Here is a 21180-nt window from a genome sequence, read left to right on the forward strand (position 1 = left end):
ATTATCATTTTTACTTATTAAAACTTTATGCAAAGCTGCTGAATATTCGGTTTGATAAATAATATTAAATACTTACATAATAGGATAAAAAAGACATTGTTTATATTTTACTTAAATTGAATAATTGATAATTTAAAATTGGATGACTTTTTTACAAGTTGTAAATTGTAACCATTAAATTTTAGAAGAATGAAAAAGATATTGAATGCAGGTCTTGTTGGTTTGGTTTTGGCATTTATCAGTTGCAAATCGCCAAATTACAATGCTATGTGGGAGAACAGTGAGCCAAAATTAATTTCAAATAAATTTGCATTTACAGAGGGGCCTGCAACAGACAAAATCGGGAATGTTTATTTTACAGATCAGCCTAATGACAGAATTTATTTCTGGGATTGGAAGACAGATAAAGTAACCTTATTTTTAGATAAAACAGGACGTGCCAACGGAACTTATTTTGATGACAATGATAATTTAATCACTTGTTCAGATAAAGAAGGCGAAATCTGGAAAATAAGAAAAGACAAGTCTATTGAGGTTTTATCTAAAGATTTTGAAGGGAAAAGATTAAATGGGCCAAATGATTTATGGCTAGATGGAAATGGCGGAATTTATTTCACAGATCCCTTATATAAGAGAGAGTATTGGGAGAATTTCAAAGTAGAAATTCCTGAGAAAAATTTATATTACAGAAATAAAGACGGCAAAATTTCAAAGCTGGAAACTTTTGTACAACCCAATGGAATTATTGGAAGTATTAAATTAAAGAAATTGTATGTTTCAGACATTGATGCCGCAAAAACCTACGTCTACGATATTTTAAATGAAGGAAAATTGTCTGAAAAGAAATTGTTTTGCGAAATGGGTTCAGACGGAATGACGCTTGATAAAGAAGGAAATCTTTACCTAACAGGCAATGGAGTAACGGTTTTTAATTCTAAAGGAGAAAAAATTCATCACATCAAAATTCCTGAAAACTGGACAGGTAACGTCACTTTTGGAGGCGAAAATAATAATATCCTTTTCATTACCGCTTCAAAATCGGTGTATACTTTGCCTACTAAAACATCGGCTTTGAAATAGGTTAAGGTTAAGGTTAAGGTTAAGGTTAAGGTTAAGGTTGAATTTTCTCAGCCTAAACCTTAACCTCGTTCTCAATTTAATAAGCAACCTCCATTTTCACTTTCTTACCTTTCAGTTTTTCGGTGCTCAGTTTTTTCAGTAAATCTCTTACTTTAGTTCTTGAAACGGCAACATAAGACGTCGTATCTTTTACTTCAATCAGACCCAAATCTTCTTTCTGCAATTCACCTTTTTTCAATAAATATCCTACAATATCTACTTTATTCACTTTATCTTTTTTTCCGGCACTGATGTAGATGGTCTGAAATGGCGGGTTTGTAGGAACTGTAGAAAATTCTTTTACAGATTCTTCAGGGGTATCTTTTCTGATGAAAGGAAATTTTTCATCTTCTGTCATCACCATATACGCAAAACCTTTGGCGTTCATTCTTGCAGTTCTTCCGTTTCTGTGAATAAAAGCATCTTCAGTGGTCGGCAGTTGATAATGAACGATAGATTCAACTTCCGGAACGTCTAGTCCACGCGCAGCCAAATCTGTAGTGATTAAAACTCTCGCCGTATCATTTCTGAATTTCAGCAATGCACGTTCTCTTTCATCTTGTTCCATACCGCCGTGGAAGGTTTCTCGTGCGATGCCTTTATCTAAAAGAAGATCGGCAATACGGTCAACAGTTTCTCTGTGATTACAGAAAATCAAGGTTCTTTTATTCCCTATTTTACAGATTAAATGAAATAAAGTATCGAGTTTTTCCTCAGAAATCGTCATCACTTTTCTTAACTGAATGTCAGGTTTGTTCTCACCCAATTTCAGAAAATCTACAATTTTTTCATCTTTCAAACCCGTGAATTTCGGAATTTCGTCCATAGACGTAGCCGAAGTCAGAATTCTTTGGAAAAGATTGTACATATTTTCGATAATATATTCCATATCATCATGAAAACCTAATTCCAAGGCCTTGTCGAATTCATCCAACACCAGATTTTTAATTGTTTTCACATCAAGATTTTTATTTCTCATGTGATAGGCAATTCTTCCCGGAGTTCCAATCAATACTGCAGGTGCTTCCTTTAGATTGTTCATCTCAATCTTTTTATCGTGTCCACCGTAGCAAACCGTCACCTTAAAATCTGTTCCCATCGATTTGAAAACCTGCTCGATTTGTAAAGCCAGTTCTCTCGCCGGAACTACAATTAAAGCCTGGATACCCGTTGCTTCTTTCTTTAAATTTCTAAGAACCGGAAACAGAAAAGCCAATGTTTTCCCTGATCCGGTAGGTGAAAGTAAGACAACATCTGTATTGTTTTCCGTAGTTTTGTATGTAGATTTCTGCATTTGATTCATATCCTGAATCTGCAGTTTTTTATAAATAGATTCTAATTCCATTTTGCAAAGGTAAGGGAAAAGAATTTTTGTTGAAATTTTTAAATTAATTTAAAGAACTTTACATCAAAATATTTAAAGATTTAATCTAAATAAATAATTTCAACAATCAACCAATAACCATACACGATCAACTCCATGACTCCCGAGAAAAGAAAACTCATGACCGACAGTTTCAACCGTTCAGAAACGTTGAAATTCTACAATGCCGAACTTCTTGAAGTAGAAACCGATTTCGTCTCCATTAAAATTCCAAAAATGGAAATGATGACCCGAACTGCCGGAATGTTCAATGGTGCAATGATTGCTTCATTGGTAGATGTTTCTTCGGGTTATGCAGCAGTAAGTCATTACGAACAAGATTGTTATGTGGTAACGGTTGAATTGAAAGTAAATTATCTGCGTCCTGCAATGGGCGATGCTTTAGTTTCTAAAGCGTATGTGGTGAAAGGCGGAGCTAAAATAAGTGTAATTCGCACAGAAATTTTCACAGTAAATGAAGACCATTCTTCCGAAAGCCATGTTGCCACTTCTCTTGTCACGATGATGAAGATTAAGTAAAATTAAAACAAACTTTTGAAATAAATCTTGTCAAGACTGTCAGAAATAAATCTTTAACAAATTTTTCAAAACATTTTTCTTTACCCCAAGCTTAAAGGTTGGAAAAATATCTTGAAAAATTTCATCAAAATTACTCCCTTTAGGGTTGGGTTGATTAATTTTGATGAAAATTTTGGCAGACTGAAAATTAAATTTAAAAATAAAAATATGAACATTATCATCCGACTTTTCATCACCGCAATCGTAGCCTTTCTGCTTACAAAAGTGTTATCAGGAGTCCATTTTGACGAATTCACCGGAGCAGTAATTTTTGCTGTCGTTTTAGGAGTTTTAAATCTTATTTTAAAACCTATTTTAAGCCTTTTTGGGCTTCCGCTGACGATTATTACTCTAGGTTTTTTTGCTTTGGTCATCAATGCCATTATCATTCTCGTTGCTGATTATTTTATAGATTCTATGAAGGTTGATGGCTTCTGGTGGGCATTTATTTTCAGTATTTTGCTGTCAATTATTACTTCATTGGCGAACTCGATGTTCACAGATAACGATTAAATTAGAAATTGTTTTTAATTAATTATAGTCGTCAGTTTTTCAGCTGACGATTTTTTTGTGATTTTTGTGCAAAACATTTGTGCGATTTGTGGTTTAGTAAGCAAACTAAACTGTTAATTTTTCGTTCAATTTTATTTTAAATACTAACTTTGACAACCTTAGAATTAACAAGAACTTTTCAAATCGTAAATCAGATTTTTTAAGTTTGATAAAATATAATTTATATGAAATTGAAATACAGTCTGCTCGCTTTGGCAGCTCCGTTTATAATGAATGCACAACAAGTAATGACTCCCGAAATTCTCTGGACTTTAAAGAAAGTCGGAGTTCAAGCGGTTTCACCCGACCAGTCTTCACTTATTTATAAAGTAGGACAAGTTGATTTAAAGACTGAAAAAACTAAAAACGAAAATTATTTCCTGAATGTTTTAAACAATCAATCTTCTAAAATTGATTTAGGTAAAAAAGCATTAGTTCAGTGGGATAAAAACGGATTGTACGCTCAGGAAGGCGACAAAATTTTCCTTTCAAAAGACAGCGGAAAAACCTGGACAGAATTTTACACAATTGGTGAGGTTGATAACATTGTAATTTCTCCTGACGGTAAGAAAATCGCTTTCAGCAAGCAGGTTTTGGTGGAAAAATTAATGGGAAAAGATAAATATTCTGATACTCCAAAAACTACAGCTCAGGTTTACACAGATTTGAATCACAGACATTGGGATTATTTCAATGAAGGAAAATACAATCACGTTTTTGTGGTCAATATTTCTGCAAATGTAGATTCTGCAAAAGACTTATTGGAAGGAAAAACATGGGATTCTCCACAAAGACCTTTCGGCGGAGCTGAAGATTTCGTTTGGAGTCCGGATTCTACACAGCTTTTATATGTTACAAAACCTAAGAGTGGTAAAGAATATTCTACAAGCACCAACACAGATATTTTTGCTTACGATTTAGCTTCAGGAACAACAAAAAACCTTACTGAAACAAATAAAGGTTATGATGTAAACCCAAAATTCAGTCCTGATGGAAAATCTCTGGTTTGGCAAAGTATGGAAAGAGATGGCTACGAAGCTGATAAAAACGACATCAAATTGATGAATTGGAAATCCGGAAAAACTTCAAATCTTACCAAATCTTGGGATGAATCTGTTTCTGGAGATGTTTTCTGGAGCGGAGATTCAAAAAATGTTTATTTCACAGCAGCTTACAGAGGAACAAAACAGTTGTTTTCTTTAGACACAAAATCTTCAAAAGTTCAGCAGATTACCAAGGGTGATTTTGATATAAATGAAATTTTTGCCGACAATAAAACTTCACTTTTAGTTTCAAAAACAGATATCAATCATGCGTCAGAAATATTCTCTGTAAATCTTAAAAATGGCGATTTGAAGACAGTTACAGAAGCTAATAAAGAGATGTATTCTCAATTAGCTCAGGGGAAATCTGAATTGAAAATGGTGAAAACTACAGATGGAAAAGATATGGGTGTTTGGTTTCATTATCCTCCTAATTTCGATCCAAATAAAAAATATCCCACTTTAGTATATTGTCAGGGCGGACCACAATCTGCGTTAACTCAATTTTTCAGCACAAGATGGAATTTTGCTTTAATGGCAGCCAACGGATACATCGTTGTAGCACCAAACCGCCGCGGAATGCCGGGTTGGGGAACAAAATGGAACGAAGAAATCTCTAAAGACTGGGGCGGGCAACCGATCAGAGATTATTTGGCAGCAACAGATTTTGCAAAAACATTACCTTACGTTGACGGCGATAGAGTAGCGGCAGTTGGCGCAAGTTATGGTGGTTACAGCGTATTTATGTTGGCAGGAGTTCACAACAACAGATTCAAAACTTTCATCGCACACGACGGATTATTTGATATGAAATCTTGGTATTTAACGACTGAAGAACTTTGGTTTGCGAATTGGGATTTGGGATCTCCGTGGGAAAAGCCTTTGCCAAAAGCATACACAGAATTTAACCCAAGTAATTTTGTTGACAAATGGAATAAACCGATCATGATTTTTCAGGGTGGAATTGATTTCAGAGTAGGATACGAGCAAGGGCAGGAAGCTTTCCAAGCGGCTAAATTAAGAGGATTGAAATCTAAATTCGTTTATTTCCCGAACGAAAATCACTGGGTTTTGCATCCACAAAATGGTTTGGTATGGCAGAGAGAATTTTTTGATTGGTTAAAAGAAACCTTATAACACAAGAATCGTCATAATTCCCTTCACTTGGAGGGATGGCAAAAAAAATATATTTTTTGAGGTGGTGGTTCTATAATGATAGTAGTACAATAAGAAAAATTTTCAAAACGGGCATCGGAAGATGTCCGTTTTTATTTGAGCTTTAAAGAGCCTACAAATTATCAATCTCATAATTAAAATTTTCTCTGCCGGATTTTCTTATTTATTTCTAAATAAAAAGATTTAAAAATAAAACCAAATTCTAGAAAATACTGAATTGCTTTTTTTCTTCCCAGTTTGTATGAAAAATAAGATTTTTTTTTCTTTAAACCAAAAATTTCAAATTCTGCACTTTTTCCTCAATATATTTTGATGTTGGTTTGTAAATTAAATCATGATAGAAAACAGAAAATTTAATTAAACAAAGATCTTTGAATTGAGGTTTAATTTCTTTTAATTCTGAAAAAAAATATTTTCATAATGTTCTATTTCATAATCATCTGGTGACGTTTCTGAATAGTATTTTTCAAGCAATTTAAAATCTGAGTTGTAGATTTTTGAAATTTTTTAAAAGATCTAAAACATTCGGTAGGATTTTGCTGCTGTTTACAATTTTTTCAAACACAATCAAAATTAATTTCCATGGGAATGATAAGTTGGGTTGAGAAAATTTTTCAAAAAAAAAGGAACTAAACAAGTTCCTTTAAATTTTTTACAATGCTGATTTTAGGTCAGCCCATCCGCCACCGTTGTAGCCTTCTTTTAAACCCTGAGAATTCAAGTATTCTAGCGCTTTACCGCTTCTGTTACCGCTTCTGCAGAATAATATTACTGGCTTTTCAATAGAAAGAATTTCATCTTGTCGGTCTTCTACTTCACCTAAAGGGATGTTTTTTGCACCGTCTATGTTTCCGTCCATTTCCAATTCCATAGGTTCACGAACGTCTATTAGCTCGTAGTTTCCAGATTTTATTACTTCTTCTAATGACATAATTTTAGTGTATTTATTGTTAATATTAATTTCTTGCAAACTTAAAAAATTAAAAAAATTCAAAGTCTCACAAATTTATAAAATAATCTTAGTTTTGCAATGTAAAAAAATGACAAGCAACGCCGAAAAATACAGCCAACTCATCAAAATCAAAGCAAAAAGTTTTGGCTTTCAGCAATGTGGGATTTCGAGAGCTGAGTTTTTGGAGGAAGATGCCAGACCGCTCGAAAACTGGCTAAAAAACAATTATCATGGTGAAATGAAATACATGGAAAATCATTTTGATAAAAGGCTTGATCCGAGGTTGTTGGTAGAAGGTTCAAAATCTGTCATATCATTGTCTTACAATTATTTTCCTGAAGAAAAAATTTCCACTTTAGATAATTTTAAAATCTCAAAATATGCGTATTCTGAAGATTATCATGAAGTTATTAAAGAAATTCTTCGTGATATGATTCTTGAATTACAAGAACAGATTGGTGAATTTTCTTTTCGTGTTTTTGTAGATTCTGCCCCTGTTTTGGAACGAAGCTGGGCGAAAAAATCGGGTATTGGCTGGGTTGGGAAAAATGCAAATCTTATTACTAAGCAAAGTGGCTCATTTTATTTTTTAGCCGAAATCATTTGTGATCTAGACTTAGAAACCGATTATCAAACTAAAGACCATTGCGGAACTTGTAGAAAATGCATTGAAGCTTGCCCTACGAAAGCGATTATTACAGAAAAAATTATTGATGGTAGCAAGTGTATTTCTTATGCAACGATTGAACTGAAAAATGAAATCCCAGATTATTTTAAAGATAAAATGGATGATTGGATGTTTGGCTGTGACGTTTGCCAAGATGTTTGTCCGTGGAATCGTTTCGCAGTACCGCATAATCAAAGTAAATTTAAACCTAATGACTTTCTGAAAAATCTGAAAAAAGAAGAGTGGAAGGAAATTACTCAGGAATTATTCTCGGAAATATTTAAAAAATCGCCTGTAAAACGTACCAAATTTGCTGGTCTGAAAAGAAATATAGAGTTTCTGGATAAAAATTCAATTTAAACTTCTGAGGAGATTTTTTCTCGGCCCTAAAGGATGAAAATGTGATGAAAATTACTACTTTAAGGATTGGAGTGAATAATCTAAATAAATTTAATCGAAGCAAGAAAGTTTATAATCTTAATTGTTCAATAGAGTTTAAAAAAAAGCTGCCCCGAAAAATCAAGGCAGCTAAGAAAAAAACAATGATAGTGATGAAATTATTTTTTAATGATCTTTGGGAGGGCAACGGTCTGCTGATCCCATCCACCGCCTAAACTTCTGTATAAATTTACAGTGGCTTTCAGCTGTTCCACTTTAGTTTCCACCAATTCAAACTTTGCCTCAAGCGCGTCTCTTTGGGTAAGTAAAACTTCCATATAATCTGCTCTGGCGTATTTGAAAAGGTCGTTAGAAATGTCAATAGATTTCGTGAGCGCATCCACTTCTTGAGATTTTAATTCATAACTGCTTTGCAGATTTTTTATTTTAGAAAGTTGATTGCTTACTTCTACATACGCATTTAGAATTTTCTGTTCATATTCAAATGCCGCCTGAATCTGTCTTGCATTCGCATTTGCATAACCCGCTTTTATCGCATTTCTGTTGATAATAGGTGCTGTAATGTCTCCTACGATATTGATTACCAAAGATTTAATATCAAAAATATAGGCAGGGTTATAGGCGTTAAAACCAACTCCAGAAGTGATATCCAGTGAAGGATAGAATTTTGCTTTTGCAGACTTGACGTCAAATTTTGCAGCCGCTAGCTGAAATTCCGCCTGCTTGATATCTGCTCTGTTTTCAATCAATTCTGATGGAACACCTGCAAAAACAGTCTGTGGAACAAGATTGTCAAACTGATTTTCTGAACGTTCTACATGCTGAGGAAATCTTCCCACGAGATAGTTGATTTTGTTTTCAGTTTCCGTGATTTTTTGTCGGATTTCAAACTGCATACTTTGGGTTTTTAAAACCTGAGCTTCAAATCGCTTTACGGCGAGCTCATTCCCTCTAGCATTTTGTTTTAAAATCTTTACTACACGAAAGGCATCATTTTGAATTTTAATATTCTGTTCAATAATTTTTAATTCGTTATCTAAAGCTAAGAGCTCGTAGTAGGAATTGGCAATTTCAGAAATAATATTAGTGACCATAAAATTTTTTCCTTCTACTGTAGATAGGTATTTTTGAACCTGCGCTCTCGTGGCATTATGAAGTTTTCCCCAAATGTCTGTTTCCCAATGGGCATAGGCTCCTAGTCCGAAATCGAAAAGTGGTTCCGGCATTTCTTTACCTGGCCGGATTTCTGTATTCGCCTCCATAGCTCCAATGTTGGTATAGCGACCAACTTTGTCAATACCTACTCCGGCTTTACCTCCTACAAACGGAAGGTATTCACCTTTTCTTGCTCGGATCTCATTTTTAGACATTTCCACTTCTTGAATTGTAATATTAAGCTCCTGATTATTTTCCAATGCTGTTTTAATTAAACTTTGCAATTTTTCATCTGCAAAATATTCTTTCCAGCTCAATTTTCCGGTGTTGGTACTGTCGGTAATTGCTGTGCCAAAGTTTTCAGGAACGTTTTTGTCTTCAACATGCATGGCAATTTCCATCGGTTTGCAGGCAGTAATACTTAGGAGAAGCACTGCAAGACCGGCATATTTATATAATTTATTCTTATTCATAATGTATCATGTCTTCAGTTAAAGGAGATGCTTCTTCGTTTTTTATCATTTTTCTACCGTCAGCCATTTTCCCGAAAATCACATATAATCCGGGGATTATGACGACACCAAGTACAGTTCCGAAAACCATTCCTCCCATGGCAGACGCGCCGATGGTATGATTTCCTACAGCTCCTGCTCCGTGGGCAAAAATTAATGGAATTAAACCTGCAATAAATGCAAATGAAGTCATCAAAATAGGTCTGAAACGCGCTTTTGAGCCTTCGATGGCCGCCTCAAAAATAGAAAGTCCTTCTTGTCTTTTTTGAACAGCAAATTCTACAATTAGAACAGCATTTTTACCCAGCAAACCAATCAACATGATGAGACCAACTTGTGCATAAATATCATTTTCTAGTCCCATTGCTTTTAAAAGGAAGAAAGATCCAAAAATTCCTGCCGGTAGTGATAAAATCACGGCAAAAGGTAAAATGAAACTCTCATATTGCGCTGCCAGAACTAGGTAAACGAAAACTAAGACAACTAAAAACACATATACAGATTCGTTACCTTTTTGAGCTTCATCGAAAGAAAGTCCTTCCCAAGCGACTTTGTATCCGTGAGGTAAACTCTTCGCAGCCGTCTCATTGATGGTTTTGATGGCATCTGCGGTAGTATAACCTTCAGAAGGAAGCCCACGGATAGCTGCCGAATTGTACATGTTGTAACGCGTAATTTCATTTGGTCCCTGCGTTTTTTTTAAGCTCATAAAAGCGGAATAGGGTACCATTTCATCACGGTCATTTTTCACATAAAGATTCAAAATATCTGTAGGAAGTTTTCTGAATTCAGGACCGGATTGCACATATACCTTGAAAAACTGCCCGAATCTAATGAAGCCTTGTTCATAGGTGCTTCCAATCAGAATGTTTAAATTTTCCATAGCTTTCCCTATAGAAACACCTTTCTGCATGGCAGCGTTATTATCGAAAACCAATTCGTACTGAGGATAGTTGGCAGCAAAGAATGTGAAAACTCCTGTGAGCTCTTTTCTCTTTTTGAGTTCTTTGATAAAAGATTTATTTACTTTATCAAAATCTTGATAATCTGTAGTTCTGTTTGTATCCAAAAGCCTCATTGAGAAACCTCCAGAGGATCCGAAACCAGGAACAGCAGGGGGTTCAAAAAATTCTACAGTGGCGCCGAGGCTCTTGGTTTTCTCTTCCATTTCTTCCATTATTTCTTTTACAGAATGCTCGCGATCGCTCCAGGTTTTAAGGTTAATCAGACAAGTTCCAGCGTTAGATCCACGACCCTCAGTCATAATTTCGTATCCTGCAAGTGATGAGACAGATTCTACACCATCTACTTTCTGGCAAATGGCTTGTAATGCTCGGGAAACTTTATTGGTTTGCTCCAAAGTAGATCCTGGTGGCGTCTGAATGATGGCATAAATGGTTCCTTGGTCTTCACTTGGAATAAAACCACCTGGTAAAACTTTATTCTCAATAAAAATTCCGATGCAGAAAATTCCCAAGATTGCCCATGTCAAACCTTTTCTATTGATTATTTTTCTGAGGAATGAAGTGTATTTTCCTGTAAGTTTATCAAAACCTCTGTTGAAGGAATCTATAAATCTTGTAAATAGATTCTTTTTGCTTTCTTCACCATGATTGTTTTTAAGAATCATTGCGGCAAGAACTGGGGTAAGTGTTAAGGCAACAATTGCTGAAATCACAATGGCACTTGCCATGGTAATGGAAAATTGACGGTAGAAAGTTCCTACTGGCCCTGTCATAAATGAAATCGGTAAGAATACAGAAACCATTACAGCAGTAATCGCAATAATTGCTCCGGATATCTCTCCCATAACCTCTTTTACAGCGAGATAGGGTGTTAGGTTTTTTTCTTCCATTTTGGCGTGAACAGCTTCTACAACAACGATGGCATCATCTACCACGATACCGATGGCGAGTACTAAGGCAAATAGAGTCACCAGGTTAATAGATAATCCGCAGAGCTGAATAAAAAAGAAAGCTCCAATAAGGGAAACCGGCACCGCAATAATCGGAATTAAAGTAGACCGCCAGTCTCCGAGGAAGATGAAAACTACAATTGCCACTAAGATAAATGCGTCTCTCAAAGTATGCACAACCTGCTCAATAGAAGCATCAAGAAATTGAGAAACATCATAAGAGACTTTATAATCTACTCCTGGTGGAAAATTCGGGCGCATTTCTTCGAGTTTGGCTTTTACCTCTTTAATAACGTCATTAGCATTACTTCCATAGTTTTGTTTTAAAACAATTGATGCTGAAGGATGGCCATCAAGATTAGAATAAATATCGAAAAATTCACTTCCCAATTCAACTTTTCCTATATCTTTTAATTTCACATTTTCGCCTTCGGAATTGGCTCGTACGATGATGTTTTCGTACTGTTCAGGCGTGTTGTATTGTCCTTTGTAGGTTAAAACATATTCCAAAGACTGTGCGGCAATACCAGAACTTTGTCCGATTCTGCCTGGACGTCCTATTATACTTTGCTCGCCGATTGCTTTCATCACTTCATCTACAGAAAGATTGTAAGCACGCATTCTGTCTGGATTCAGCCATATACGCATCGCATATCTTCTGCTTCCTAAGATTTGAGATTTTGCAATGCCATGAATACGGTTGATTTCTGGTATGATATTAACCGTGGCATAGTTGTAAAGAAACTTTTCGTCCATACTTTTATTGTTGCTGTAAAGGTTCACATACATCAACATACTTGGCTGAATCGGGTTTACTACTACACCTTCTTTCTGTACGAGAATAGGAAGAAGCGGCATTACCTGATCAATTCTTGTTTTTACCAAAACAACTGCCTGATTAGGGTCTGTACCCGGTTCGAAAACTACGTTTACCGTAGCTTCACCTGCGCTGGTAGCATCACTCGTAACGTAACGCATACCCTGAACTCCGTTGATGGCGTTTTCGATGGTAATTAACGAAGATTTTACCAAAACATCAGCACTAGCTCCGGGATAAGCAATAGTTACAGCAACTGTAGTTGGTGCGATTTGTGGAAATTGCTCGGTGGGAAGTTGTTTTATAGAGAGCCCACCCACAATGAGGATGATCACCGATATTACAATAGCAAATACCGGTCTGTGTATTATTTTTTTAAACATGATTTTCTTATTTGTTTACTCTGCGTAGAGATTTAGATTCAACAAAACTTTCTCTGGAGCGGTAAACTGAGTTTTGATTTTTTGGTTTTCAGAAACCATTCTCAATCCTTCTAGTAAGATTTTATCATCTTTCTGCAATCCAGATTGTACTACATAGATATGCGGAAGTTCTGCAGCAACTTTTATTTCACGGGCTTTCACCACATTTTCTTTTGTAATAACGTACACATACTTTTTCTCCAATTCTTCGTAGGTTGCCTTTTGAGGAATAAGTAGTGCATTTTTAAATGGAGTAGAAATCATAATATTTCCCGTTTGCCCATAGCGAAGAAGTTTTTCAGGGTTTAAAAATGTGGCTCTGTAGGCTATATTTCCGGTCTCGTTATCGAAATCTGATTCTATAGTTTCTACAATTCCATCTTGGCTAAACATTTGTCCGTTCGCCATTTGAAGTTTTACATGAAGTTTTTCTCCATTTTTTTGACTTCCCATTTGGCTTAAATATTCAGCTTCTGGTACGTTAAAATAAACCCACATTTTGCTATTGTCTGAAAGTTCTGTAACCAAATCTCCATCATCCACCAAACTTCCTACTCTTACGTGAAAACGCCCAACGATTCCACTAAAAGGAGCACGTATTTCTGTGAACTGAAGATGCGTCTGCATTGTGGCAACTTCTGCTTGAGCTTTTTCATATTTTGCTTTTGCCATCGCTTTTTCTTGAGGAGCAACAATATCTTTGTCTGCAAGATTTTTAGTATTCTGATATTCAATTTGTGAATATCTGGCTTCAGCCTGAGCTTTGCTGACGTCTGCCTGATAGAGATTGGGCTGAATTTTAAAAAGTAACTGACCTTTTTGTACAAACTGGCCCTCATCTACATATACTTTTTGGATATATCCTTTTTCTTGCGCGCGAAGTTCGATGTGATTAATAGATCTTATTTGTGCCACATAGGCTTTGTTGATAAGCGTATCTTGGAGAAGCGGACTTGTGATTTTATAGGTTGCCGCTTCGTTTTCTTCTTTTTTTTCAGAATGACAGCTTGTGGCAGCCAAAGACAGGCACAGGCTTACATATATAAGGCTTTTCTTAACCATACTCATGAGTAAGTTTTTAACGATAAATTGTTTTAGATAAAATGGATAGTATCATTGCACCACCATATTTGATGTGCAAGAAAGTTTTAGTTAAAAAAATAAGAAAAGTATTATAATCTGAAAACGCTGTACTGAATGTAAAGTAAATCAACAGGAAAGTTTAGAAAACCTGAATGTGCAAAGTAAACTGCACTTTTAATGGTATGAAATGTATTCACAAACTCATAAATCGCCTTCCAAAGGTCTGCGTTTGCAATTTTAGAAATTGTGGAATGGGTTTCATTTTCAGAATTATCTTCTTCAGAATTAGAATCGTTTATTTCTCCCAAAAGTTGTTGCTGAGTCTGATAATCTTGGGTGTATTGAAAAGGGTTTCTGTGTGAAATGCCTACTTTATTCTGTTGAGAATGTGTGCTTTTTCTTGGTACAGATGTACTTATTGTAGGAATTGAAACCGTGGAAGTTACCTGTACATCATGGTTGTGCTCGTGTAAAGAAGCCGTACCACCGCAAGTAAGAATTACCAGCAGTAAAAAGAAAAAATATTGATAGAGACTTCTTTTCATTCCGGCGACAAAGGTAGGAAATGATTAGAATGTGAATGGAAAACTGAATATTAAAAAAATATTAAAAAGTTAAAAATTAGCGTTTGGTTTGTTTTCTTTTTGGAGCAATTTTTACTCTTAACTTATTTTTTTTTTGAGATTTGCTTTTTTTCTGCATATTTGTGAAAGTTTGTTTTATAAAAATAAAATAATCTGTTCTTTTTGCAAAACTTTTCAGTAAAAACTGCATGTGAAATTTTATTAATAATTCAAGATGAAAAAAAAGATTTTTATTTTCTTAAAAGCAATAGGTGTCTTATTGGGAGTATTACTTCTTTACGTTTTGTTTGCTTATCTTTTGCCATTTATCGAAATTTCTGAAAAGAAAACTAACGACTCTAAAAATATACCGATTTATATCTATACCAACGGTGTTCACACGGATATTGTGATGCCCGTGAAAAATGACATCAAAGATTGGAGTGAAAAAATCAGTTTAAAAAACTTAAAATCCCAGAAAACAGACTACAAATATGTAGGTATAGGTTGGGGAGATAAAGGTTTTTATCTAGATACTCCAACTTGGGCAGATCTTAAAGTTTCTACTGCTTTTAAAGCGGCTTTTTGGCTAAGCGAATCAGCAATGCATTGCAGTTTCTACAATGAAATGAATGAAGCTGATGATTGCAAGAAAATAATGATTTCAGAGCGACAGTACAGAGATTTAGTAAAGTTTGTTGATGCTAAATTCGAAAAAGACGCTAAAGGAAATTATATATTTATAAAAACCGACGCCGTGTATGCTGATAATGACGCATTCTACGATGCTAACGGAACTTATAGCTTTGCTTACACCTGCAACACATGGTCTAATGATGCCCTGAAAGCTGCCGGCCAAAAATCTGCTTACTGGACGGCTTCAGATTATGGGATTTTCTTGCATTATAAATAGTTTTAGGTACTAAAATTTGTTTTTTAGCCCTCATATATTGAAAAATCATCACAAGAAAACAGTTGAAAAATGAATAGCTAAAACTTCTGATGAAAAAGAATTTAGGATAAATTTTACAATGATACATTCTGAAAAATACTTTAAATATGCAATAATAGAAAGCATGAAATAGAATCAAATAGAAAATCAATTTTGTTTGGAAAAGCGTCTTCTAGATATCATTGTAGAAGAGATGTAATGAATTTCGTTTCTGTAGAAAATAAATGTATATATTGGTAAAATACTCTTATACGAGCTGGTTTTACAAGTCAGAAGTAATACTAAATAAAGAATATTCAGAAACTCTTCAGTACGTAAGTCTTTTTGATTTTTTGAGATGATGTAATACATTGCCCCTTGTAATTAAAAAACGCAAGAATATTAAAAAACACGGTTTGCAAAGATCTTGAAATCAAGTTACATAGAGATTTTAAAAACTTCTCATCTTTAGTTTCAGATCAAACAAACTATAATAAATAATGGGTCTACGGAGTTATAATTATAGAATATATTGATTAATACGGGGTAATTTAGTCTGATTTTATTAAATTAGCACATCTTAAAAATTATCAAAATGATCTCTAAAAAGTATCTTGAAAATCTACAGAACGAATTACAGAATATCGAAAACGATGGTCTTTTTAAAAAAGAAAGAATCATCACTTCACAACAAAGTGCCGAAATAGAAGCCAACGGAAAAAAACTTCTAAACTTCTGTGCCAACAATTACCTTGGTCTCTCAAACAATCCCGAAGTAATGAAGGCTTCTCAGGATATGATAGAATCTCACGGTTATGGAATGTCTTCTGTGCGTTTTATCTGCGGAACTCAGGATATCCACAAACAGTTGGAGCAAAAAATTGCCGACTTTTTAGGGCTTGAAGATACTATTTTGTATGCCGCTTGTTTTGATGCCAACGGAGGTGTTTTTGAACCATTGTTTACAGAGGAAGATGCTATTATTTCAGATGAATTGAATCATGCATCTATTATAGACGGTGTTCGTCTTTGCAAATCAGCAAGATACCGTTATAAAAACAATAACATGGAAGATTTGGAAGCCCAGTTAATTGCCGCTTCAGAAAAAAATCACAGATTCAAAATTATCGTTACAGACGGAGTTTTCTCAATGGACGGAATCGTTGCTGACCTCAAAGGGGTTTGTGACCTTGCCGATAAATATGATGCTTTGGTTATGGTAGACGACTCTCACGCCACTGGTTTCATCGGAAAAAAAGGTCGTGGAACTCACGAAGCCAATGAAGTGATGGGTAGAGTAGACATCATTACGTCTACTTTAGGAAAAGCTTTAGGCGGTGCTTTGGGTGGCTTTACTTCGGGTAAAAAAGAAATCATCGATATGCTGAGACAGCGTTCAAGACCATATTTGTTCTCGAATTCATTGGCTCCCGGAATTGTGGGTGCAGCTTTGAAAGTTTTGGATATGATCTCAGATGATACTTCTCTTCGTGATAAAGTAATGGAAAACGCAGAATATTTCAGAGCCGAAATGAAATCTAAAGGTTTCGATATTCCGGATGGTGACGCTGCAATTGTTCCGGTAATGCTTTATGATGCACCTTTAGCTCAAAAAATGGCAGAAAAATTAATGGATGAAGGCATTTACGTTATCGGTTTCTTCTATCCTGTAGTTCCGAAAGGAAAAGCAAGAATTAGAGTTCAGCTATCTGCAGCGCATACAAGAGAACATCTAGATAAGGCGATCGCAGGTTTTGAGAAAGTAGGGAAGGAACTGGGAGTGATTTCTTAATTCAATTTAAAAAGGAGACGAAAAAATCACTATCACCCATGCTTATTCTTTGTATAGAACGTGTTTCAGAATAAGCGCTTGATTTCAAATAAAAAAAAGCGGAATTTTTTTAATTTAAATTCCGCTTTTTCATTTACATTAATTGGATTGGATTTTTAGCAGGAGATACGAGCTGAAAAAGTTAAAAATCACTATCTTTGCACATAAATTTTTACGATGCTGTATACCATCATCAAGGCTTTGCATATTATTTTTATGGTCAGTTATTTTGCGGGAATTTTTTATCTCGTCAGAATTTTTGTTTATTATAAGGATACAGACGATTTTCAAGAAGAAAAGAAAAAAATCCTTAGGGAACAATATGTTTTCATGGCGCGCAGATTATGGAATATCATTACCGTTCCAGCAGGAATAATTATGACAGTTTGCGGTCTTACTATGGTTTTTCTGAATTTTGGATTAATGAAAATGCCATGGTTTCATCTGAAGCTGACTTTTTTGTTTGGGTTGGCATTTTTTCATTATTGGGCCTGGAAAAAATTAAATTTTATAAAAAAACTAGATGGCGAAACTTTGTCTACATCAAACATGAAACTTAGGCAGATTAACGAAATCGCAACATTTATTTTGTTTCTGGTTGTGTTTACAGTAATTTTAAAATCTGCCGTAATTGAATATTGGTGGCAATTAATTTCCGGATTTTTTGCACTTGTATTCTTAATTATGATGACGGTGAAATTGGTAAATAGAGGGAAAGGTAAAAAAGCCAGATAAAAGCTGTAAAGAACCAAGTGAAGATACTTTTTAAAACTATTTTAGCAATAAAAAAAAGTCTATAATTTTAAAAAAAAATTAAATGCTTTTTGGTAACTGCGAAGTGGATAATTAGTAATAAATGTGGATTAAAATAGTGAAAATTTCAAATAATTAAAAGGGATTTTTTTAATAAATAAGAAACTACAAACCTTGAATAATAAATCTTAAATTTTGAATTAATTTATGTTTGCAATTTTAAAAAAAGAACTCTGGAGTTATTTCGGAAACTGGAGTGCATGGGTCATCATCGCAGCTTTCAGCATGATAACAACATTGTTTTTGTTTTTCTTCGAGAATGATTTCAATATTTTTGATATAGGTTCTGCATCTTTACAGAGCTATTTCGTGCTCGTTCCATGGCTTTTAATGTTCATTATTCCGGCTCTTTCAATGAAAACTTTTGCCGAAGAGCAGCAAACAGGAACTTTAAATTGGCTCTTCTCGCAACCTCTTAAAATTTCAGATTTAGTAACAGGGAAATTCTTATCTGTTTGGGTTGTAGGAGTTTTATGTTTAATTCCTTCGCTCATCTATTTGTATACAGTCTATGTTTTGGGTGTACCAATAGGCAATATAGATATGGGAATGACGATGGGAAGTTATCTGGGTTTAATCATTCTTATCGCTGCGTTTGCAGGAGTAGGAATTTTTGCCTCATCTATTTCTCAAAATCAGATTATGGCTTATTTATTAGGCGTTTTCATGTGTTTCATAATGTATTTTGGGATAGAGCAATTGGCGAGTTACAAATTATTGGGAGGCGCAGATTTTATTCTCCAAAATATAGGTTTTTACCATCATTTTTTAGGATTTACTAGAGGTTTGATTGATTTTAAAGATATTGCTTATTTTGTTTTAATCATAGGAGTTACGCTGTTTTTGTCTAATTATTTTATCACTAAAAAGAAGTAGAAAATGAAGAAGATTGAGTTTAAATCGCCCCTCGGAATTTTAATTTTTGTAATTCTTCCTTTGGTTATCTTACTTGCTTTTTCAGGTATTAGATTAGATCTTACCAAAGAAAAAAGATATACACTTTCAGAAAGTACTGTAAAAGTTTTAAAATCTGTGAAAAAACCAGTAATGGTTGAGGTTTATCTTGAAGGAGATTTCCCGGCAAGTTTCAAACAATTGCAGAGCGAGACTAAATTTATGCTTGAGGAATTTAGAAAAATAAATTCAAACATAGATTTCAGATTTGTAGATCCTATTAAAAATAGAATTCCCGAAGATTCTTTGATGGCTATGGGTATGCAAAAATCTATTCTTCCGGATGAGAAAGAAGGCAAGATTTCACAAATCGAAATTTACCCTTATGCTGTTGTAAAATACCAAAGAAAGGGAGTTTCTATACCCTTAATTGTGCAGCAAAATAATATCAATGCTCAGGATCAATTAAGAAAATCAATAGAGAATCTTGAGTATAATTTGGTTTCAAATATCAAAGCTGTTGCCTCAGATCAAAGAAAAAAAGTAGGTGTTTTGGTTAATCAAGACGAGTTGAGTCCTGCTGAATTTGAAAGTTTTATGCAATTGGCATCAGAAAATTATCTGGCTGGCCCTGTAATTCCGAAAAATACCAAAGAACTTTCGCAGGAAGACATCCCTTTCCTTAAACAAATGAATGCTTTGGTTATTGCAAAACCAAGAAAAGCATTTACCGACGGTGAAAAACTGATTTTAGATCAATACATCATGAACGGTGGAAAAACATTATGGATGATTGATGCTGTGAATGCTGAAATGGATACTCTTACGAGATCTAAAAAACTAATGCCTTTCCCTGTAGACATCAACATGACCGACTTTTTTTTCAATTATGGATTAAGAATAAATCCGGCCTTAGTAAAAGATGTTAAAAAATATGCTTTATTGAAAATTGTAACCGGAGAAATCAACGGAAATCCACAATTCAGCAGTCTACCATGGCCTTATTTTCCCTTAGGAATTGCGGAAGGCAATAATCCTATTACCAAAAATATTAATCCAGTAAAATTTGAATTTCCAACTTCTATTGATACGCTGGGAGGAAAGAAATTTAAAACCAATGTTTTGTTTGAATCCAGTGAAAGAACGCTTTTGAAACAGGTTCCCAACTATGTGGATCTGAAAGAAATTGCTAGTGTAGATAGTCTTGGGCAGATGGAAAAACCAAGTACTCCGAAGATTTTTGCAGTAGCTTTAGAAGGGAAATTTAATTCTGCTTATGCTTCAAGAATTGAAAGAAAAGGCTATCCCAACTTCAAATCTGAGAGTTCAAACAATAAAATAATTGTTATTGCAGACGGAGATTTGGCAAGAAACAAGATTGTAAAAGGACAGCCGTTACCTCTTGGGATAGACAGGCTTACAGACGAGCAGTTTGGAAATGAGCAATTCCTTAGAAATGCCCTCGATTATCTTTTGGATGACAGTAATTTAATAGAATTGCGAAACAGAAACATAGAAGAAAGACTTCTAGACCGATACAGAATTGGTGAGGAAAAAGCAAAATGGCAGTGGCTGAATTTGCTTCTACCACTAGCTATCATCAGTCTTTTAGGAGGATTATTCTTCTGGTTGAGAAAGAAAAAATTTGCATAAACGATAATGAAAAGAGAAACTTTTGGGTTTCTCTTTTTTTCTTTAATAGTAATCTAACACCCGTTCTGTAGTTAAATATTTGCCATTCACTACATCAGTACGTTTTGTCCAATTTTTATTTTTGTCAAATTCATTATAAATGAATGAGTATTTTATAGAATAAACAGTGTCATTGGCATAAGAATTTTCTGTGCTGCCTGTCATATTCTCATTTTTATCATAATCGAAAGATTTTTCGAATATCAGTTTGCCATTAGAGAAAAGCTTCAACCTTTTTTGGTGACCTTTTTCATTTACTGTGTTGACAGCCTTTTTTACAAGTTTTTTATCAATGTAACATTCTACTTCACCACCATAAAAACCTAGCAGATATTTTTTAATTACCCAGGTTTCTGAAATTTTTTCTTCAATATGATTTACAATAGAGCCTGAAATTTTCCCATTTTTATATGTAGGAACTGATTTAAACTTTAAATCATTATTTTTATCATAAATATTATATTCCAGTTCATCTCCGGTAGTAGTGAACTGGAAATTATGATACAATCCTTCTAGAGTTTTTGTATTATGAAGAGAATCGGTTTTATAAGACTTTATAGTGATTTCTTTTACCTTACCATTCACATTATGTGAAGTCCAGCCTGTGAATTTTTTCTTTGCATTGTCATTTTTTTGTTGACAATTTAGAGATGCAACACAGATTGAAAATAATAATAGATAAAATTTCATTTTATTGTATTT

Annotated in this window: 17 protein-coding genes; 10 read left to right on the forward strand and 7 right to left on the reverse strand. The window is 34.4% G+C overall.

Annotated features, from left to right (window positions below; all coding sequences use genetic code 11):
• The first annotated feature begins 189 nt into the window (after positions 1-189).
• The gene (locus tag BW939_RS04620) at positions 190-1080 is read left to right on the forward strand and encodes an SMP-30/gluconolactonase/LRE family protein (protein ID WP_076450338.1); all 891 of its coding nucleotides are present in this window, start codon (positions 190-192) and stop codon (positions 1078-1080) included.
• 76 nt (positions 1081-1156) lie between these two features.
• On the opposite strand, the gene BW939_RS04625 is transcribed toward BW939_RS04620, so the two are convergent.
• Positions 1157-2464, reverse strand: a complete 1308-nt coding sequence (locus BW939_RS04625; RefSeq protein WP_076450341.1) for a DEAD/DEAH box helicase — start codon at positions 2462-2464, stop codon at positions 1157-1159.
• A gap of 159 nt (positions 2465-2623) precedes the next feature.
• Between BW939_RS04625 and BW939_RS04630 the strand changes: the two genes are divergently transcribed.
• The 3 genes from BW939_RS04630 to BW939_RS04640 all read left to right on the forward strand — a co-directional run bounded on the left by BW939_RS04630 (position 2624) and on the right by BW939_RS04640 (position 5793).
• Positions 2624-3022, forward strand: coding sequence for a PaaI family thioesterase (locus BW939_RS04630; protein WP_228417132.1), 399 nt, complete (start codon positions 2624-2626; stop codon positions 3020-3022).
• A gap of 207 nt (positions 3023-3229) precedes the next feature.
• Positions 3230-3574, forward strand: a complete 345-nt coding sequence (locus BW939_RS04635; RefSeq protein ID WP_076450822.1) for a phage holin family protein — start codon at positions 3230-3232, stop codon at positions 3572-3574.
• 224 nt (positions 3575-3798) lie between these two features.
• The gene (locus tag BW939_RS04640) at positions 3799-5793 is read left to right on the forward strand and encodes a S9 family peptidase (protein WP_076450346.1); all 1995 of its coding nucleotides are present in this window, start codon (positions 3799-3801) and stop codon (positions 5791-5793) included.
• A gap of 691 nt (positions 5794-6484) precedes the next feature.
• Here BW939_RS04640 and BW939_RS04645 read toward each other — a convergent pair.
• Complete coding sequence (locus tag BW939_RS04645; protein WP_076450348.1) at positions 6485-6763, reverse strand: rhodanese-like domain-containing protein; 279 nt, start codon at positions 6761-6763, stop codon at positions 6485-6487.
• Positions 6764-6872: 109 nt separating this feature from the next.
• On the opposite strand from BW939_RS04645, the gene queG reads away from it, so the two are divergent.
• Entirely contained in the window at positions 6873-7811 is a 939-nt protein-coding gene (gene queG / locus BW939_RS04650) for a tRNA epoxyqueuosine(34) reductase QueG (RefSeq protein WP_076450351.1), read from the forward strand.
• A 197-nt stretch (positions 7812-8008) separates the two neighbouring features.
• Here queG and BW939_RS04655 read toward each other — a convergent pair whose 3' ends face one another.
• The 4 genes from BW939_RS04655 to BW939_RS04670 form a co-directional block, all read right to left on the reverse strand.
• Positions 8009-9478 (reverse strand): TolC family protein, encoded by a 1470-nt coding sequence (locus BW939_RS04655; RefSeq protein WP_076450354.1) that lies wholly within the window; start codon positions 9476-9478, stop codon positions 8009-8011.
• Positions 9471-12632: an efflux RND transporter permease subunit gene (locus BW939_RS04660; protein ID WP_076450357.1), complete on the reverse strand. Its 3162-nt coding sequence runs from the start codon at positions 12630-12632 to the stop codon at positions 9471-9473. Before BW939_RS04660 ends, BW939_RS04655 begins: the two co-directional genes overlap by 8 nt.
• 15 nt (positions 12633-12647) lie before the next feature.
• Positions 12648-13733 carry an efflux RND transporter periplasmic adaptor subunit gene (locus tag BW939_RS04665; RefSeq protein ID WP_076450359.1) on the reverse strand — a complete coding sequence of 362 codons (1086 nt, stop codon included), beginning with the start codon at positions 13731-13733 and terminating at the stop codon, positions 12648-12650.
• 110 nt (positions 13734-13843) lie between these two features.
• A complete protein-coding gene (locus tag BW939_RS04670) occupies positions 13844-14299 on the reverse strand; it encodes a hypothetical protein (protein ID WP_076450361.1) in 456 nt (151 codons plus the stop codon).
• A gap of 253 nt (positions 14300-14552) precedes the next feature.
• On the opposite strand from BW939_RS04670, the gene BW939_RS04675 reads away from it, so the two are divergent.
• The 5 genes from BW939_RS04675 (at position 14553) to gldG (ending at position 20439) form a co-directional block, all read left to right on the forward strand.
• Entirely contained in the window at positions 14553-15230 is a 678-nt protein-coding gene (locus BW939_RS04675) for a TIGR02117 family protein (protein ID WP_076450363.1), read from the forward strand.
• Positions 15231-15843: 613 nt separating this feature from the next.
• Complete coding sequence (gene kbl / locus BW939_RS04680) at positions 15844-17040, forward strand: glycine C-acetyltransferase (RefSeq protein ID WP_076450366.1); 1197 nt, start codon at positions 15844-15846, stop codon at positions 17038-17040.
• Between the two features lie 216 nt (positions 17041-17256).
• Positions 17257-17814, forward strand: coding sequence for a CopD family protein (locus BW939_RS04685; protein WP_076450369.1), 558 nt, complete (start codon positions 17257-17259; stop codon positions 17812-17814).
• 225 nt (positions 17815-18039) lie between these two features.
• Positions 18040-18768, forward strand: a complete 729-nt coding sequence (locus BW939_RS04690) for an ABC transporter permease subunit (protein ID WP_076450371.1) — start codon at positions 18040-18042, stop codon at positions 18766-18768.
• A gap of 3 nt (positions 18769-18771) precedes the next feature.
• Positions 18772-20439, forward strand: a complete 1668-nt coding sequence (gldG, locus tag BW939_RS04695) for a gliding motility-associated ABC transporter substrate-binding protein GldG (RefSeq protein ID WP_076450373.1) — start codon at positions 18772-18774, stop codon at positions 20437-20439.
• Positions 20440-20481: 42 nt separating this feature from the next.
• Here the strand turns inward: gldG and BW939_RS04700 are convergent, their stop codons facing one another.
• Positions 20482-21168, reverse strand: coding sequence for a hypothetical protein (locus BW939_RS04700; RefSeq protein WP_076450375.1), 687 nt, complete (start codon positions 21166-21168; stop codon positions 20482-20484).
• Between the last annotated feature and the right edge of the window lie 12 nt (positions 21169-21180).

This window comes from Chryseobacterium piscicola (assembly GCF_900156685.1).
Taxonomy (GTDB): domain Bacteria; phylum Bacteroidota; class Bacteroidia; order Flavobacteriales; family Weeksellaceae; genus Chryseobacterium; species Chryseobacterium piscicola.